General features: G+C 38.0%; 17 protein-coding genes and 3 tRNA genes. 1 reads left to right on the forward strand and 19 read right to left on the reverse strand.

Going from position 1 to position 16,528, the window contains the following annotated elements; all coding sequences use genetic code 11:
- Positions 1 to 24: 24 nt before the first annotated feature.
- From IGJ45_RS16380 to IGJ45_RS16390, 3 genes are all read right to left on the reverse strand, one after another.
- Entirely contained in the window at positions 25 to 777 is a 753-nt protein-coding gene (locus IGJ45_RS16380) for a DUF6681 family protein (protein ID WP_003128824.1), read from the reverse strand.
- A gap of 8 nt (positions 778 to 785) precedes the next feature.
- The gene (locus IGJ45_RS16385; RefSeq protein WP_409531051.1) at positions 786 to 1,211 is read right to left on the reverse strand and encodes a hypothetical protein; all 426 of its coding nucleotides are present in this window, start codon (positions 1,209 to 1,211) and stop codon (positions 786 to 788) included.
- Positions 1,212 to 1,380: 169 nt separating this feature from the next.
- Positions 1,381 to 1,932 (reverse strand): hypothetical protein, encoded by a 552-nt coding sequence (locus tag IGJ45_RS16390; protein WP_005469738.1) that lies wholly within the window; start codon positions 1,930 to 1,932, stop codon positions 1,381 to 1,383.
- A 126-nt stretch (positions 1,933 to 2,058) separates the two neighbouring features.
- Between IGJ45_RS16390 and IGJ45_RS16395 the strand changes: the two genes are divergently transcribed.
- Positions 2,059 to 2,580, forward strand: a complete 522-nt coding sequence (locus IGJ45_RS16395; protein WP_029487366.1) for a type 1 glutamine amidotransferase domain-containing protein — start codon at positions 2,059 to 2,061, stop codon at positions 2,578 to 2,580.
- 120 nt (positions 2,581 to 2,700) lie between these two features.
- On the opposite strand, the gene IGJ45_RS16400 is transcribed toward IGJ45_RS16395, so the two are convergent.
- The 16 genes from IGJ45_RS16400 to IGJ45_RS16475 all read right to left on the reverse strand — a co-directional run bounded on the left by IGJ45_RS16400 (position 2,701) and on the right by IGJ45_RS16475 (position 16,521).
- Positions 2,701 to 2,994: a hypothetical protein gene (locus tag IGJ45_RS16400; RefSeq protein ID WP_005469722.1), complete on the reverse strand. Its 294-nt coding sequence runs from the start codon at positions 2,992 to 2,994 to the stop codon at positions 2,701 to 2,703.
- Positions 2,995 to 3,126: 132 nt separating this feature from the next.
- A complete protein-coding gene (locus IGJ45_RS16405) occupies positions 3,127 to 4,275 on the reverse strand; it encodes a mannitol-1-phosphate 5-dehydrogenase (protein ID WP_003128816.1) in 1,149 nt (382 codons plus the stop codon).
- A gap of 12 nt (positions 4,276 to 4,287) precedes the next feature.
- Complete coding sequence (locus tag IGJ45_RS16410) at positions 4,288 to 4,725, reverse strand: PTS sugar transporter subunit IIA (RefSeq protein WP_003128815.1); 438 nt, start codon at positions 4,723 to 4,725, stop codon at positions 4,288 to 4,290.
- Positions 4,726 to 4,737: 12 nt separating this feature from the next.
- Positions 4,738 to 6,501: a PTS mannitol transporter subunit IICBA gene (locus IGJ45_RS16415; RefSeq protein WP_113849006.1), complete on the reverse strand. Its 1,764-nt coding sequence runs from the start codon at positions 6,499 to 6,501 to the stop codon at positions 4,738 to 4,740.
- 158 nt (positions 6,502 to 6,659) lie between these two features.
- On the reverse strand, positions 6,660 to 7,094 hold the full coding sequence (locus IGJ45_RS16420; protein WP_003128813.1) for a PTS sugar transporter subunit IIA: 435 nt from the start codon (positions 7,092 to 7,094) through the stop codon (positions 6,660 to 6,662).
- A 16-nt stretch (positions 7,095 to 7,110) separates the two neighbouring features.
- Entirely contained in the window at positions 7,111 to 9,141 is a 2,031-nt protein-coding gene (locus IGJ45_RS16425; RefSeq protein ID WP_003128812.1) for a BglG family transcription antiterminator, read from the reverse strand.
- On the reverse strand, positions 9,128 to 10,798 hold the full coding sequence (locus IGJ45_RS16430) for a PTS transporter subunit EIIC (protein WP_409531050.1): 1,671 nt from the start codon (positions 10,796 to 10,798) through the stop codon (positions 9,128 to 9,130). Before IGJ45_RS16430 ends, IGJ45_RS16425 begins: the two co-directional genes overlap by 14 nt.
- Before the next feature lie 144 nt (positions 10,799 to 10,942).
- Positions 10,943 to 12,256, reverse strand: a complete 1,314-nt coding sequence (locus tag IGJ45_RS16435; RefSeq protein WP_003128810.1) for a C40 family peptidase — start codon at positions 12,254 to 12,256, stop codon at positions 10,943 to 10,945.
- Between the two features lie 188 nt (positions 12,257 to 12,444).
- The gene (mreD, locus tag IGJ45_RS16440; protein ID WP_060815004.1) at positions 12,445 to 12,954 is read right to left on the reverse strand and encodes a rod shape-determining protein MreD; all 510 of its coding nucleotides are present in this window, start codon (positions 12,952 to 12,954) and stop codon (positions 12,445 to 12,447) included.
- A gap of 2 nt (positions 12,955 to 12,956) precedes the next feature.
- Positions 12,957 to 13,814 carry a rod shape-determining protein MreC gene (mreC, locus tag IGJ45_RS16445; RefSeq protein ID WP_005469711.1) on the reverse strand — a complete coding sequence of 286 codons (858 nt, stop codon included), beginning with the start codon at positions 13,812 to 13,814 and terminating at the stop codon, positions 12,957 to 12,959.
- Between the two features lie 146 nt (positions 13,815 to 13,960).
- Entirely contained in the window at positions 13,961 to 14,593 is a 633-nt protein-coding gene (locus IGJ45_RS16450) for a thiamine diphosphokinase (RefSeq protein WP_103300536.1), read from the reverse strand.
- Positions 14,594 to 15,247 (reverse strand): ribulose-phosphate 3-epimerase, encoded by a 654-nt coding sequence (gene rpe, locus IGJ45_RS16455; protein WP_081131189.1) that lies wholly within the window; start codon positions 15,245 to 15,247, stop codon positions 14,594 to 14,596.
- 11 nt (positions 15,248 to 15,258) lie between these two features.
- Positions 15,259 to 16,143, reverse strand: coding sequence for a ribosome small subunit-dependent GTPase A (gene rsgA / locus IGJ45_RS16460; protein WP_409531048.1), 885 nt, complete (start codon positions 16,141 to 16,143; stop codon positions 15,259 to 15,261).
- Between the two features lie 104 nt (positions 16,144 to 16,247).
- Positions 16,248 to 16,321 (reverse strand) — tRNA-Pro (locus tag IGJ45_RS16465).
- A gap of 29 nt (positions 16,322 to 16,350) precedes the next feature.
- Positions 16,351 to 16,424, reverse strand: a tRNA-Arg gene (locus IGJ45_RS16470).
- An 11-nt stretch (positions 16,425 to 16,435) separates the two neighbouring features.
- Positions 16,436 to 16,521: transfer RNA gene (locus IGJ45_RS16475), tRNA-Leu, on the reverse strand.
- Positions 16,522 to 16,528 lie beyond the last annotated feature (7 nt).

Here is a 16,528-nt window from a genome sequence, read left to right on the forward strand (position 1 = left end):
TCTGAAGTCTTTTTTGTTGTATTTCTACCTTGCCTTACCAGTTTGACGATAAGCTTGTCGAGTTGTTGCTGTGGGTATTTCTTCTTTTTTGACATAAAGCTTCAAACTATAAGGTTCATGATATTTTACATCATTTTTGACAAAATCTCCGCCAGTAATGAACAACCCAACTGGTTCCAAAGCTTTTTCCCCGTTCCAATGAATACGGCCAATTGTTGTTAAGTCACTATAGCTCGTACCAATTTGCAACGAGTATTCAGAATCTGACCGTTGTTTGACAAAGTAGTAGGGATAAAGGGTATTTTTAGGAATCACAAATCCTTGTGCGATAGCATTCGTTGCTAATTCATCTTTTGAAATGAGTTTCTGTAAATAGTCAGCCAATACCAGTTGATAGTCTTCTTCAAAATCAATAACTGCTTTCTCTGTAGATAAACGATCGATTTGTGTGGTGCTAATTTTTTCTCCTTCAATATTGAATACTTCATCAGGTAAATACTTCACAAAAAGCTGAGTAATATCTACCTTAAGATTTTTATCAAAAAAGTAATAAAAAATATTTAGAACCCAGAAATAGAGCAACACGCAGAATCCTATCCCGTATAAAGCCATCTGTAAATAATTTTGATTGAGATAGAGACCATAAACAATACGCAGAATATAAGCCGTTGGAATCAAACTAAGTAATGTATAGGCCCGATTCAAGTATTTAGGACTAATATCCAGATAACCTAAGAACTTATGAATCCCATTGATCATATCTAATAAAAAAGTCATTTATTCACCTACTCATTTTCTTGATCCTCATTGATGACTGCTTCTTGGTCAGCCGCATTCTGATCCTGACTTGACGGCGTCGTTTCCTCGCTTTGCCCGTTCTCTGAAGAAGGGACATCTGTAGCTGGTGGTGTAGAGCTATCCTCTATCGAAGATGAAGGAACAGTTCGCTGATTATTTGTTGTGGAAGATGTAGTGCCTCCATGATCTTCAGCTGATGTTGAAGGTTCTGTGCTTTCAGACACAGGTTGACTGTCTACCGATTGCGAGTGACTAACATCGATGGTTTCGGTCGTTTCAGTAATCTCAGTCGAGTGACTAGTTCCATTTGACTGCCGATAGCTACTGGAATTCACAACACCAGTTGCAGTAGCGATGATGGTTGAAATGGTCAAGAGAGCAATTGGTTTCAAAATAGGAGGTACTTTTCGCATAATTTTCCATCCTTGTCTTGATTCTTATCTTTTTTGCACTCATTGAGTACTTACTTTCTTTATAGTTCTTTCCTTGGAAATGGTCAAGACTACGAAGGATTAACGGAACAGATTTAAAAAAAAGTAAAAATGTTTTCGGTTACAAACAAAAACTAGCTTCTGCTAGGCTCTAAATAAGAAATTCGTAAAACTTTTGTACAGAACGAGTTAACGCAGAGTGATAATCCACTATCAGCTCTTTTAATAAGATCGATTCTTGTAGCTCAAATGGCTCAGTCAATTCTAAAGTGATCCGAGCACCGTCGATGAAATAAGCATAGGACAGTTCATCATCAGACAATTCGGCTAGTTGATTGCTCCACTCTTCGAAGAATTTCTCCGCGAGCACATCTCCAACTTCCTCAAGAACAGGTTGGAGAGTCTCTTCTACTTGATAAAAAGGTCGTGACAAAATAGATGCCGTTGTCTTTGAGTGGGTTGTATTTTGAAAATCCAAATAAAGCAAGTCAATGTAGTCTTCTTCTTCACCTGTTTCTTCCAGCCATAGAATGCCTTGCTTGACCAATGAGACACATGTAGATTCTACTTCCTTTGATAATTCTATAGTAGCATCTTTGAACCTCAGATTCTTTTCGACTATTTGCTCTTCACCCATAAATTGCAAGACAGCTTTTTCAAAAACGAGCGGCTCATCTGTAATAAATAATTGAATTGTTGCCATTTTTTTCTCTCTTTCTTTTTTATCTAATTTATTTTTGCTCTGAACAGATTATTTGTCAGCGGTATGAATCTTCGTTAGCATAGAAATTGAAGATGAATAAAAGTTAATTTTTAAGGAGGAGATTTGATGAGTAAAATTGCCACTATCATTACCGATCTAGTTGAAGATATTGAAGTAACCTCACCAAAAGAAGCACTGGAAAATGCTGGACATGAAGTTGTCATTATCAGTAATGAAGGCGTGGACACTGTCACAGGAAAAAAAGGAACCACTTTTGCAGTTGACGCGTCTATTGATACAATCAATTTTTCCGATTTTGATGCTTTGTTGATTCCTGGTGGCTTTTCTCCAGACCAATTACGTACAGATGAACGCTATGTCACTTTGACCAAAGAGTTTCTGACATCTGAAAAACCAGTTTTTGCTATCTGTCATGGACCTCAACTCTTTATTCAAACCGGATTGACAAAAGAATTAACATTGACTGGCTATGATTCCATTCGTCCAGATTTAACATATGCAGGTGCTACTGTCAAAGATGAGCCTGTGGTGATTGACGACACGCATCATTTGATCACTAGTCGTAATCCTGATGATTTGGATGCATTTAATCAAGCCATTACAACAGCACTTGAAGGCAACAAATAAAGCCTAAATTTTAAACGAAGAACTCACAAATAGGGTGTACGAATATCGTACTCCCTATTTTTCTATCCTTTAGCGATTTTACCTGCTGTTTTTGTTCGCAAGTTCTTTTAATTAATATTTCTATTCATCCATAGAAATGTCAAAACCATCAAATGTCTCACCATCATAATATTTAAGTAATTCATCGAGTGATAGCAAAGAAGAAGTCATCTCCTCTTCTTCCGTTTGTTGGTGTTTTTCCCAATAGATCTGATAGGCTTCCGCCAATTGTCGATAGACATCTTTCCGTGAACCACCTTCTGCCTGCAGCATTGGCAATTCTCGAATAAACGCACTATAACAAGGACGACCATCTTGCCAACTGATAGGTAATTCAATCACATGTAGTTGGGCTTCTTCAAACCATCTCTCCATCCCGATCCCTCATTTCTCCCTTTATTATCACGTGAATGATTCAGAAGGTCAAACTTCCTGTCAAAATAGACTAAAAAACACTGGCTACCGATGGCTTATCCATGATTTGGAATAGCAATCGGCAGCCAATGATCATGCAGCTACATAAGCATATTTTTCAATGTTTTGTTTGATCTTCTCAATGATTCTCTGATCCTCTACACCTGTGACTTCTGTGATCACTTGAGAAAGATTAGCTGCTTCCAGTAACTCTCTCAATTGTTGACTTTGCTCGTCCTCAGGATCATGATAGTTGAAAATCATACCAATCGTTTCATAGAGATGGAACGGTTGCACATTTCTCATTTGCAATTCAAGGACGGGGCGAATAAATCGTTCTTGTGCGCTTAATTTTCGCAAAGGGGTGCGGGCTACTCGAGCAATAGCATCCGAAATGTAGTTATTTTTGAATCGTTGAATAATTTTTTCAATATACTGTTCATGTTCATCAGGATCAAAATCCCATTTGGCGACTAAAAGTTGACCAGTTTCTTCTAGAACGGATTTCAGCTGAATCACAACTAGATGGTCACGCATGGCTTCATCGATGGTCTCATAGCCTTGTAGAGCTCCTGTATAAGCTACTGTAGCATGACCTGTGTTCACACTAAACAATTTACGCTCGATATAAGGTTTCAGATCTGGTACGTATTGTACGCCTTGTAGACGAAGTACTGATTTCATTGCTGTTTCTTGAACTACCCACTCACAAAATGGTTCTACTTGAACCAACAAAGGATCATCATGTTGTTGCATCGGAACAATGCGATCCACTGCTGCATCTGGAAAACCAACACTATTCTCCAGGTAAGCGAGTTGTTGGCTATACTTTTCTACTTCCTCTTTTAGAAAAGTGGATCCACCGATCATATTTTCGCAAGCGATGACATCAATTGCTTGCTCCTTTTTCTTGATTGCTCGCTGATCCAGCCCTTTTGCAATGAGCGGTGCAATGCGAGGCAATACTGCAGGACCAATGGCAGTGGTTAAAATATCGGCTTCGACAATTGCTTGAACAACCGCATCCGGTTCTTTTGCGTTATTGATTCCTGTCACGTGTTCAATAAAAATCTGTTCGCGGTTCTCATCTGCTAATTCAATTGTATAGGATTTACGTTGCTGAAGCGCAGCAATAATCGTTTCATTTACATCAACAAAGGTTATTTCAAAACCGTTTGCTGCCAAAATCTCTCCGATAAACCCTCGACCAATATTCCCTGCACCAAAATGAACTGCTCTCATCTTTTTCCCCTCCTATGCCACTGTTAGATTAGCGGCGACTTCTTCTTTGCTCAAAGCATCCGCTAATTCGACCACATTATCGATATCGCTACAGAAGAGAGCGATTTGTTGTACCAACTGCAAATGATCTTCACCTATTCCAGCAATGCCAAATAATACCGTAACGATTTTTTCATCCTCATCTGTCCCGAAATTTACGCCTTCAGGCACTTGAACAATGCAGATACCAGATTTTTTGACATATTTTTTTGCTTCATCTGTCCCGTGTGGGATAGCTATGAAATTCCCCATGTAGACAGATAACATTGCATCTCGTTCGATCATAGCGTTGACGTATTCCGGATCAACATATCCGGCCTCAACAAGTTTTTTCCCACAATAACGAATCGCTTCTTCTTTGTTCGCAAACTGTTGATTCAGCTCAATCATTTCTTTTTCTAATAGTTTCATTTTTCTTCCTCCTTAAAGAGCTTCTTTAAGTGTTGTGATTACACGCTGGTAGTTTGACGTTCGCATCAAATTGCTGACAGATAGATGGACTGCATCTGGTGCTAGCGACCGCGCTTGCTTTGTCAGCTCTTCTTTGGTAATTACCAATGATGAAGCATCCGCTTTTAGATTATCGATATGAACCTTTTTAAGTGATAATGAGAGAGATTCTTTCGCTAATAAGTCTTGAAAAACCTTTCTCGCCATGGTCGCTGAGCCTTCACGATCGTCATGGGCAAGAATAACTTCATGAATGCCCTTTAATTCCTCTAGAGGCAGTGGCTTATAATTTACTGCTTTCGTTTTTTTCTCTTCCTCAACTCCTGAGCCTGACAATGTGGCCACGATCTCATTATATTTAGGAGAATTCAAAAAATTTTCTACAGCAACAAATGTTGCATTTGGTGCTTTTAATTTTGCCCGCTCTTGTAACTCTTTTTGTGTCACAATCAATGTATGCGCATCATCTGTCAGATTATTGATTGCTTGATTAGTGACTTGTTGAGCCAAACCAGCATCTTTAACTTTCTTACGCAAAATGGAAGCCCCCATTGCACTTGAACCCATACCAGCATCGCAGGCAAAAATAATCTTCTGAATGCCTGTTAACGATTCTAGAGCCACTCCTTTTGAACGCTGTTTTGCTTGGTGTATTTCCTGTACCTTCTCATCAAAATTATCTACAGTGTCTTTGGCATCGGCTTTTAGAATTGCTGCCGCCACAAGAAACGATATGGTTGCTCCAACAGCAATCCCTGCTAAAACAGAGACGACACTCATCACCGAATTCAACGGTGTCATCGCTAAAATAGCAATAATCGAACCTGGAGAAGCTGGTGCCCTTAAACCTGCACCTAATAATTGAAAAGTGAAACTCCCAGAAACACCTCCTGCAATAACAGCTAAAAACATTAATGGCTTCATCATCACATATGGGAAATAGATTTCATGAATACCACCTATAAAGTGGATAATGATTGCTCCTGGAGCAGATGATTTTGCCGCGCCTTTGCCAAAGAAAGTGAATGCTAATAAAACACCTAATCCAGGCCCTGGGTTTGCCTCTAATAAATATAGAATTGATTTACCAAACTCGCTTACTTGTTCCGTACCTAATGGAGTCAGAATTCCGTGATTGATGGCATTATTCAAAAATAGGATTTTGGCAGGTTCAATAAAAATATTTGCTAATGGAATCAGATGTGCATTGACAATCACTGCAACGCCTGCTGCCATTACTTCTGTCAATGCGTTTACAACAGGTCCAATGACAACAAAGCCTAACAGAGCCAAAGCAAAACCTAGAAGACCCGCAGAAAAATTATTGACTAGCATCTCAAAGCCTGCCCGCACTTTATCTTGAAAAAATTCATCGAACTTCTTAATCGTATATCCGCCTAATGGCCCCATAATCATTGCACCTAAAAGCATTGGGATGTCTGTTCCCACAATGACCCCCATTGTAGCGATTGCCCCAACAACTGCGCCCCGATCTCCAGCAATTACTTTCCCGCCCGTGTATCCAATCAGTATCGGTATTAGATAAGTCAGCATCGGACCGACCATTGAAGCAAAGGATTCATTTGGCAGATAGCCATCTGGAATAAAGAGAGCCGTTAACACGCCCCATGCAATCAATGCGCCAATATTGGGCATTACCATACTCGACAATGTACTACCTAGTTTTTGGACCCTCGACTTTAAAGACGCCTTCCTGTCTGCTTGTACTTGTTCCATCTTCATTCTCCTCCCAACTTGTTTTTACACCTTGATTGTAGGCGCTTTCCGAAAGCTTCGAAAGTCGTACTTTGTCACAGGAAACTGTGACAAAATTTGTCTCTTATCTACAAAAAAAAGCCATGCATAATGCATGACTAATCAATAAATGCCCTTTTCTACTCTTCTAGCGATAGTATTTTTTGGACTTCCTCTATTGTAGCGGCGTCGCTTAATAGTTTTACATTTTGGATATCTGAACAAAAAAAAGCAATTTCTTGCAAGCATGATAACTGCTTTTCTTTGAGAACAACCACAAACAGAATCGTAGTGACCTTTGATTCTTTTGCATCGCCAAAATCGACACCGTCTGGTACTTGAACAAGACAAATCCCTTCTTCATTAATCCATTTGTCTGCCTCTTCTTCTCCATGAGGCAAGGCTACAAAGTTTCCTATATAAACACCATATTTTTTGTGTCGCTGAACTAAACTGTTTATATACTGAGGTTGAACCATTTTTTGGTCTACTAAGAATGTACCTATCTCATGCAATGCTTCTTCTGCACTTTGGAATCGCTGATCTAACAAAATATGTGTTGCTGGAATATCCACTATTTTCTCCTCCCCATTATTGTTTGATTTCTTCAATCAAAAGCGTAGCAAGCAATTGATAAATGATGGAAAAATTTCCTGAATTAAATATTTCTGTATTGAGATCATTCATAATGATGGAACCGCTAATCCTCCCTAAGATTTTACTGCTTTGCTCATCGATTGGATAAGGAGCGAGCATAACTAACAAGCGAGTTACGTTAATCTCTTGTTTATCCATCGCATAAAGTGATAGTCCTTGTGATAAATCAAAGATTTTGAAAACTGGTTGCAAAATTTCTGTACTTGACGCATGAAAAAGGGCAAAGTGAGTCTTCGGTATTCCAACAGGGGCTTGTAAATAGCGCTTCACTAATTTATTGGCTACTTTTTTTCTGTCTTGCACTAACGCTTTGGAAAAATGTTTCATCACTTCAGATAATGTTTCTTCTAAGTTGGGGCCATTGTCAATCGTTTGAAGAGTAAACAATTCTAATAAGCGGTTAATCTCCTCAATAAATGCTAGAACATCTTCATAGGTATCTTCCCTAGTAGAAACTGGCGTAGGTATTGCATGAGAAAGTCTCTTTTTCTGACTAAGCAGACGAAATTCTTCTTTTAGTTCCTGAATGTCTTCTTCCAATAAAATAGGAGATACTAGCTTATATTTTCCTCGATAACCTGGCAACAAAGATGTGGAAATCACCAAGTCGTAGTTGCCCTCAATTTTATCCTGTTCGATATCCCCCACACGGAAAAAAGTAATTTTATTGATAAATGGAAATTGCTTTCTTAGCTGCATCTCTAACAAACTAATTGAAGCCAGTCCGCTTGGTGATACACCTGCAATATTGACTTCCATCACTTTAGGATTCTTTTCTAATGAGTTTGCGAAGTGCAATACCATATAGGCAATTTCTTCTGTTGAAAACTGCTGTTGTGGGAAAACAAGCGGTAAGCTTAAACGGATTGCTTCTGCAATTTCCTCATATTGTTTCATTATTTTTTCTAAAATTGGATTGTTTAGATGGTTCTCTTCCAAAATCGCTCGGGTCATTACCCCAGAAATATGTGTTAGCAACATTTTATATAAAATTTCATCTTCAAAAAAATCAACCTCAGTGTGCTGGCTAATCAGTTCGATCAACCGTTTTACCTGATATGCCAAAGTTGTATCAAAATTCTCTTCAAAAAAATCGCGGTCAAAAGAATTAGAAAAATCCCCTAATAAAATCGCAAAAAAAACTATTTCATTAACCGAATACAACCGCTTCGTTTGTTCAGCAACTTGAGCAAAAATCTGTTTAGCTACCTTCAGCAAATCTTTGTTGATTTGACTTGGATAACTTTCTTCCTCTACTGAAAATCCTGTTGCTACTCGCTCCATGGCTAAAGCAAGCATAATACCAATAAAAGCCAACTTGCGATCACTTAACTCAGGATATTTAGGTTCAACCACTTCTCTTATAAGATCTTGCGCTAAAATCAAGTACTGTTTTTCAATAAACTCAAATAAAAAATGCGCCGTTTGTTCTGCTTCAGGAAAATGAAAAAACTGGTATTCATTTATTTCCATCATCAACGTATTCGCTGCTACTAAACGTCGATGTTTTTCTGGTCCTTTGAGCTCATATCCTTGATTACGGACAATTGTCAACGGAAGGCGCGCCAAACTTTCTTCTAATTGTTTAATATCAGAAAAAAAAGTAGTATTACTGATTTGATAGAGCTCTAAAAAACGATGGCTACTAATCGGCTTAGCAGTAGTTGCTAATTGCAGCAAAATCCTATGTTGTCGCTCTATTGACGCAAACTCTTGGGATGGATCAGACATAATTGCTTCTTGCAGCTGAGTGATACTATTCCCGACAATGACTCGAAAATGTCCACGACCTTCTTTTTCTAAGGATGCCCCTACAGTACGCAACGAATTCTCTAAATTGGCTAGTTCGCGGTAGACAGTCCGCTTACTTACTTTCAAAAGCTGCATCATTCGGTCCATAGAAACAGGACCGTTACTGTTCATTAGCTCAGTCAACAAAATAGTTTCACGCTTAGTCAAGAACATAGGCGACTCCTTCTGTCATCAATTGACGATATTTGGAAGTTGTCACTAAATCATCGACAACTAAGTGGGTGACATTTGTTAATGCAGCCATTTGCTGAAAATCTTTTTGAACGATATATAATGCCTCTGGATTAAACTGGGTTGTCTCAATATCTTCTTTCTTTACCTCAATAGGTATGGCTAATTCATTGGCAATTTTACGAACGATTGCAACAGCCATCGTTTGAGCGCCTCTTTTCTTGCCTTCATACAAAAAAATCAATGTTGGGATTTTTTCCCCAACTTTAAAAGAAACATTTGCTACCGTTTCTTGCTCTTGCTTTAAAAGTTTAACTAGTGTTTCATACTCTGATTCCGCTAAAAAGTTACTCAAGAAGTAATGTTGTGCTTGAGGTGTCTTAGTTTGAGCTAAAGCACCAAGCCCTGATTGGGTAATAACTAAAAGATCTTCTCCATCCTTCAACTGATAAATTGATTTATAATCGACAGGTATGGAAATGGCTGCTTCTTCTAAATGTTTAGTTAATAAACTTGCCCCAATTGCGCTAGATCCCATCCCTGCGTCGCATGCAACGATAATTCTCTTTACTTTATCCATACATATTGTTCCTTCCGTACTTTTTTCATTCACTGAGTGATAGGTCAAAACAAAATAGGCAACAAAAAAAGAAACAAGCGTGCTTACCAATACTCCAGCTAATACGCCTGACCACATGTGATTTGGCGTATTTGTTAAGATAGCCAAAATAGAACCTGGTGAAGCCGGTGATCGTAAGCCAACTTTACTCATTTGAAAAATAAATGTACCAGTAGCTCCACCTAAAATCGGTGCGATAATCAATAATGGGTTCATTAAAATAAATGGGAAATAAACTTCATGAATACCTCCTATTGCTTGCACAAATGCAGCAGCAGTCGCCCCATTTCTTGCTTTTTTAGAACCATACCTCATACATGCAAACAAGACGCCTAAACCAGGACCAGGATTGGCTTCAAGCAGAAATAAAATCGACGTTCCATGAATACTGGCGCCTTCAACACCCAACGGCGTAAATAGACCATGATTGATAATATTATTAAAAAAAAGAACCTTTAGTGGCTCCAGAAAAAGATGAATAGCAGGAAATAAATTCTGCTTGAGAAAAAAATCAACTAAATGATAACTTTGTTGACTAAGCTGATCGAGCAAAGGGCCAAATACAAAAAAGTTACATAAAAATAGAAGACCTCCAATTAAGCCTGCAGAAAAATTACGAAAGAGCATCTCATAGCCAGTCTTTACTTTTCGAGAAAAGATATGATCAAAGAATCGAAGCATGCCACCCGTTAACGGACCGATAATCATTGCTCCAAAAACTTGTGGAAATTGAGAGGTTAAAATCATCCCTAAAATTGCAATTGCTCCTGAAACTCCACCTCTTGTTGGTTCAACCATTTTTCCGCCAGTGTAAGCAAGCAATATTGGTAAGAGAAAATGTAAAATAGCTTCTTCTGACTTGATCAACCCCCCCTGATCCGCATCTAGTACGGGTACGGCAAACGCAATGACTGCCCATGCAATAAAAATACTTACATTTGGCATCATCATATCAGAAAAATAATGAGTATAGAGTTTTAAAAATTGAATTGTTTGTCCTCTGTCTTTTATTCCCTTCATCCTCCTCACCTACCTAACACTAGTATAATTTGGTTTTCTCCAAAAAGGAATAACCATAGATTATGCTTCCTCCTTTTGAATGTACCAAAAAAGCTGACGAAAAACGTCAGCTTAAGTTATTGCCTTATTTTTACCATTTTTTATTTAATTAACACGCACAGCAAAACTTGGTGCGTAATAAGAGTAGCTGCTAACTGAAACGCTTTGTCCAGTGGTAGGTGCATGAATGTATTGTCCCCCACCAAGTGCAATAGCCACGTGGTGCGTACTTCCGCGCGATCCCCAAAATAATAGGTCACCAGCTTTTGCTTCATTGATTGAGATAACCGTGCCAGAATACTCTTGATCATAGGTCACACGAGGTAATGAAATTCCTACTTTTGCAAACACATATTGAGTAAAACCAGAACAATCGAATCCGTTCGGTGTCGTTCCGCCCCAGACATATGGTGTACCAAGATATTTCATTGCTTCTGAAACAATTGCTGATCCGTTTACAGATTGTGAAGGAACGTTTGTATTGTTTTCTGGTTTATTTTCAGGCTTATTTACAATTGTTTCTTGTTTTGGTGTATCATTTTCTACTGAGTCACTTGTTCCGGTACTGTTAGTACTGGAAGATTCATTTGTTGAGCTTGATTCATTTGAGCTTGACTCATTCGACGAAGTTGATTCGCCTGTTTTTGTTGTACTACTTGTGCTTGATTCGGCTTGCGCAGCTTCTTCACGTTCTCGAGCTGCTTTTGCCGCTTCTTTTGCGGCAGCAATTCGTGCCTGTTCAGCCTGATAGCTTTCTTTTTGTTTTTCTAGGTCGGCTTTTTCATCTTCTTTAGATGATTGTTGCAAAGCAAGATCTGCTTGCAAAACATTCAAGTCTGCTTGCTTCGATTGAAGTGCTCCTACTTGTTTCTCAAGCTCAAGTTGATTTGCTTCAATTTCTTTTAGTTTTTTATCATTTTCATTTTTTTTCGTTTTAACCGCTTCTTGATCCGCTTTTTGTTGTTGAACCAATTCGTTATTAGCACTAACAATCGTCGTCATAGCTTGAACGCGACCGATAGCATCCGTTAAAGAATCTGCTTCAAGAACGGCATCGATAAAATTGGTGCTTTGTCCATTCACTTGGACATCTCTTGCTTGTTCTTGAATCGCTTTTTCCCGTTTTTCAATACGAACATTCAAGTCGTCGATTTCTTTTTGTAATTTTTCTGAATCAGCATGTAAAGTAGATTGTTGCGTCAATAATGCTTCAGCTTTTTCATTGATAGCTGCAACATCATTTTCCAATGCTTTGATTTGTGCTTGAGCATCAGCTTGTTGATTTTTTAAGTTACTGATTTCTTGATCTTTTTGTTCAATTTTGCTATCAAAGTCGTCTGCTGCGACAAGTGTTGGTGCTACAACTGAAGTAAGCGCAATGGAACTCACTAATATTACTGATAGAATACGTTTTTTCACCCTTCATTCCTCCGCCTGACTTTTCATTGAAAGTTTAAGTTAATTTTAAAATATATAAGAATATCTAAAGTCTTTTTACGATAAAGCGATTGTAACATAGATACATGTCAAGCAGATAAAAAGAATGTTACAAACAGATTTCAAATAATCTACCAGATTCGATATAAAACATAACAAAAAAAATGAAGCTATTCTTCTTTGAATAGCTTCATAAATGGAATAACTAAAATAACAAATAAAATAATATTTAATAGCAGTGTCGGTGCTAAGAAACGAGAGACAAAAAATGAAGTATTGACTGTTGCTATTTTAAATAACAACTGTATCCCCAAAGTTACCATTTCAAGACCCGTAACGAAAATAATCATTCCAAAAAACATGGTGAATATGTTTTGGTATAGCGTTTTATTTAAAATATACATGATCCACACAATCATCGGGAATGCGACAGCATAAATACCAATTATGCCAATATAGTAAAGGTCATACAAGCATCCAATGATCAATGCAGTTATAATCAAGTAGTTTTTAGGCAAATATCTGGCACCACATAGGAAGGCAATCAATAGTAAATGTGCACTCGCTATATAATTATCTTGCGTCCAGCGCTCAAGTAAACGGGTTAATTGTCCATCTAACAACATCATCAAGAAAAAAAATGCTCCGGCAAAGTACTTTAAATACGTATTTTTTTTCATGCCTATTTGTCACCCGCCAAACGTTTGATAATAGTAACTGCTTGAATATCATACATTTGTGCATAAGGTTTTACATATACTTTTGTATCTAATCCAAATTCATCTTTGGTGGTACTAACAACTGTCCCAACAGCAAGGTCGGCTGGAGAATTCCCTCCTAATCCCGAGGTTTGTACAACATCGCCTTCTTTCAATTGTGTACTTCCAGTCAATTGACTGATAACCAAGGACTTCTCTTTTTGATCATAACTACTTAGAATTCCAAAAGTTTCGCCGTCTTTCCCGCTGATTCGAACAGGAAAATGATTTGAATTTTGATTTTCAGAAGTCAACAATTCGATTTTTGAAGATGCTGCATTCACTTCAATCACACGCCCAATCAAACCTTTTTGGGACATAACCGCCATATTTACTTCGACACCATCTTTCGTGCCACGATCCACAACAAGCATGTCTTGCCATGTATCTGGTGAACGATTAATAACATTGGCAGTAATTTTTTCATAGTTAGTCAATGTTTCGTTTAACTCAAGCTCTTCTTTCAATGATTCGATTTCTCGCTTGTAATTTTCATTTGATCGAGCAATCTCATCATAACTATCGATTTTCTCTTTTAAACGTTCGTTTTCTTCATACGTGACAAAAAGTTTCTTTACAGAGTTTGCACCGGTTTCGATCCACCGTACTGGAGCTGTAATCACCTTGTCCACGATACCAATCGTGTCGTTGACTGCCGATTGCACAAAACTGGATGAATTCCCAACTGCTCTTCTAGCAATCGTCACACTCAACACAGAAACAACTAAAATCACAATAATTAATGTGATTATGATATTTTTATTAGGATTAAACTTTTTCACAAAGACACCTCAATGAGTTCCAAACTGATAGCCTTAATTTTACCACTAAAACGATGTAAACAAAAGTTAAGTTGTACGTCTTAATGCTTTTTTTGTAATTAGCTTTCTGAAATTTTCAAAAATAAAAAAAGAGACTTGAATGTCTCTTAATCTTTGCTTTGAATAACAGCAATAATTCCCGTTTCAAATATAAAAGATGCTTCATCCGTTATGAATTCGTTACTAGCAAATGATGTAGGATGTTCAACCTTCACATTTTCCAATAGGTATTTGCTTTCCAATAATGAAAGATTGTCAATGGGAGTCAGACAACAATATGCCAGATATTTCATGCCCTTTTCTTTACGTATGGAATACTTCCCTGGCAAAAAGAACCGAATGACATTTTGCTTATCTAATAGACTAATATTATGAGCGAAAGGCTGAAACCGTTTCTCCAGTACAATCCATAAATTTGCTAAAAAATGATCGATTCTTCCACCAGTTGCACCGATAATATCAATCTTTGCATTGGGAAAATGCTCAATAGCCATCAATAATGCGAGTTGCGTATCCGTATCGTCTTTTTCTGCCGGAGCTTGAAAAAAATTTTTTGCATTCTGTCGCACTCGTTCTCTTTCTTCAGAAGAAAGAGAGTCAAAATCACCAATCGCAAAGTCTAAAGGTAAATCCTCCTCAAGCAGATAAAATGATCCCCGATCAATACCAATGTATTTATCATACTTCTTTAGAGACGGCCAAGTTTGCTTTTTGCCACCTGCAACTAGAAGAATATTCATTTATTGCAACACTTCTTTCAATGCTTTGATTTGATCAGCAGGACTGTCCGCGTCATAGATGTAGCTACCAGCAACAAACACATTGGCACCAGCTTCTAAACAGATCCGAGCTGTTTTTGGAACGATTCCACCATCTACTTCGATATCATAATGATACCCGTTTTTCTCTTTCAATTGTGCTAATTCCTTGATTTTAGCAACTGTTTCTTCGATAAAAGATTGTCCACCGAATCCAGGGTTCACAGTCATTACCAGTACTTGATCACACATGGATAGTACATGTTGGATAGCAGCTACTGGCGTACCAGGATTGATAACAATTTCCGCCTTTACATTTTCATTTAAAATCATTTGAATTGCGCGATGAATGTGGGGAGTAGCTTCGGCATGAACTCCAATTATATCGGCACCAGCTTCGGCAAACGCATGAATATAATTTTCTGGCTGAGTAATCATCAAATGAACATCCAGTGGCAACTTAGTTATCGGACGAATAGCTTTGACAACATTTGGTCCTAAAGTAATATTAGGAACAAATTGGCCATCCATTACATCTATATGGATGTAATCCGCGCCGTTTTTTTCTACAAGTTCAATGTCCCGTTGCAGATTCGCAAAATCCGCACTTAAAATTGATGGTGCTAGTTTAATCATATTCGTTTCCCTCACTTATTTTTCTTTTTATAAATTGGACGACGATTTTCAATCTCCTCTAAAAATTGAACATAGTTTTTATACCGGGTAAGTGCAACTGTTTGCTGTTCAACTGCTTCTTTTACAGCACAATTTGGCTCATTTAAATGCATACACTCACGAAAACGACATTGGTGTGCCAATGCTAAAAATTCTGGAAACTGTTTGGGCAATTGTCCACTATCGATTTCCAAAAAATCGATTGAGCTGAATCCAGGGGTATCAGCCACTAACCCATCATATAATGTCAATAATTCTACATGTCGCGTTGTATGTTTCCCTCGACCTAATGACTCAGAAATTTCGGCCGTTTCCAAATCTAGCTCTGGGACTATTCGGTTAAGCAATGTGGATTTTCCTGCGCCAGATTGTCCCATAAAAACTGTCAGTCGTTCCGGGAAAATTTTTTGTAACTCCAGAAGATCGCTATTATCTGCTTTTGAAACAATGACTTGGTAACCAATTTGTTGGTACAAAGCGGCAATTTTTTGAACCTCACTTTGATCACTCATTAAGTCTGTTTTACTCAAAAAGATAATTGGTTCAATCTCTTTATACTCCAGTGTAACTAAAAACCGATCTAATAGATTAAATGAGAAATTAGGTTGGATCAAACTTGTCACCACTACACCTTGATCCACATTGGCCACTGGTGGACGTATCAATTCATTTTTTCTCGGCAGTATCTCTAACAAGTATCCATCAGTTGGATTACTACTTTCAAAAATAACTTCATCCCCAACAAGCGGCGTGATTTTTCTGTTTCTGAAGTTTCCTCTTGCTCGAGTTTGAAAGATAGTATCTTCAGACTCTACATAATAGAATCCACTAAGAGCTTTGATTATTTGTCCTTTCAAAAATTCTCCTCCTCATTTCTTTTTATTGTAACATATTTATAACTCATGAATAAATTTCTCACCAATAAAAAAAAAGCCTGAAGAAGACTCTTCAGACAAAAAAATCGGGAAGACAGGATTCGAACCTGCGACCCCTTGGTCCCAAACCAAGTGCTCTACCAAGCTGAGCTACTTCCCGATAATAGATATTAAAAAATAAAAAGACTACGCGCCCAAGAGGAGTCGAACCCCTAACCTTTTGATCCGTAGTCAAACACTCTATCCAATTGAGCTATGGGCGCATATTAAGAAATGCCGAGGACCGGAATCGAACCGGTACGGTGATCACTCACCGCAGGATTTTAAGTCCTGTGCGTCTGCCAGTTCCGCCACCCCGGCTGATTGC

This window comes from Enterococcus sp. DIV0574 (assembly GCF_051711125.1).
Classification (GTDB): Bacteria; Bacillota; Bacilli; order Lactobacillales; family Enterococcaceae; genus Enterococcus_D; species Enterococcus_D gallinarum.

Coding starts and splice junctions, on each gene's coding strand:
- IGJ45_RS16380 (WP_003128824.1), bottom strand. CDS start 777: ATGACTTTTTTATTAGATATGATCAATGGGATTCATAAGTTCTTAGGT.
- IGJ45_RS16385 (WP_409531051.1), bottom strand. CDS start 1,211: ATGCGAAAAGTACCTCCTATTTTGAAACCAATTGCTCTCTTGACCATT.
- IGJ45_RS16390 (WP_005469738.1), bottom strand. CDS start 1,932: ATGGCAACAATTCAATTATTTATTACAGATGAGCCGCTCGTTTTTGAA.
- IGJ45_RS16395 (WP_029487366.1), top strand. CDS start 2,059: ATGAGTAAAATTGCCACTATCATTACCGATCTAGTTGAAGATATTGAA.
- IGJ45_RS16400 (WP_005469722.1), bottom strand. CDS start 2,994: ATGGAGAGATGGTTTGAAGAAGCCCAACTACATGTGATTGAATTACCT.
- IGJ45_RS16405 (WP_003128816.1), bottom strand. CDS start 4,275: ATGAGAGCAGTTCATTTTGGTGCAGGGAATATTGGTCGAGGGTTTATC.
- IGJ45_RS16410 (WP_003128815.1), bottom strand. CDS start 4,725: ATGAAACTATTAGAAAAAGAAATGATTGAGCTGAATCAACAGTTTGCG.
- IGJ45_RS16415 (WP_113849006.1), bottom strand. CDS start 6,501: ATGGAACAAGTACAAGCAGACAGGAAGGCGTCTTTAAAGTCGAGGGTC.
- IGJ45_RS16425 (WP_003128812.1), bottom strand. CDS start 9,141: ATGTTCTTGACTAAGCGTGAAACTATTTTGTTGACTGAGCTAATGAAC.
- IGJ45_RS16430 (WP_409531050.1), bottom strand. CDS start 10,798: ATGAAGGGAATAAAAGACAGAGGACAAACAATTCAATTTTTAAAACTC.
- mreD (WP_060815004.1), bottom strand. CDS start 12,954: ATGAAAAAAAATACGTATTTAAAGTACTTTGCCGGAGCATTTTTTTTC.
- IGJ45_RS16450 (WP_103300536.1), bottom strand. CDS start 14,593: ATGAATATTCTTCTAGTTGCAGGTGGCAAAAAGCAAACTTGGCCGTCT.
- rpe (WP_081131189.1), bottom strand. CDS start 15,247: ATGATTAAACTAGCACCATCAATTTTAAGTGCGGATTTTGCGAATCTG.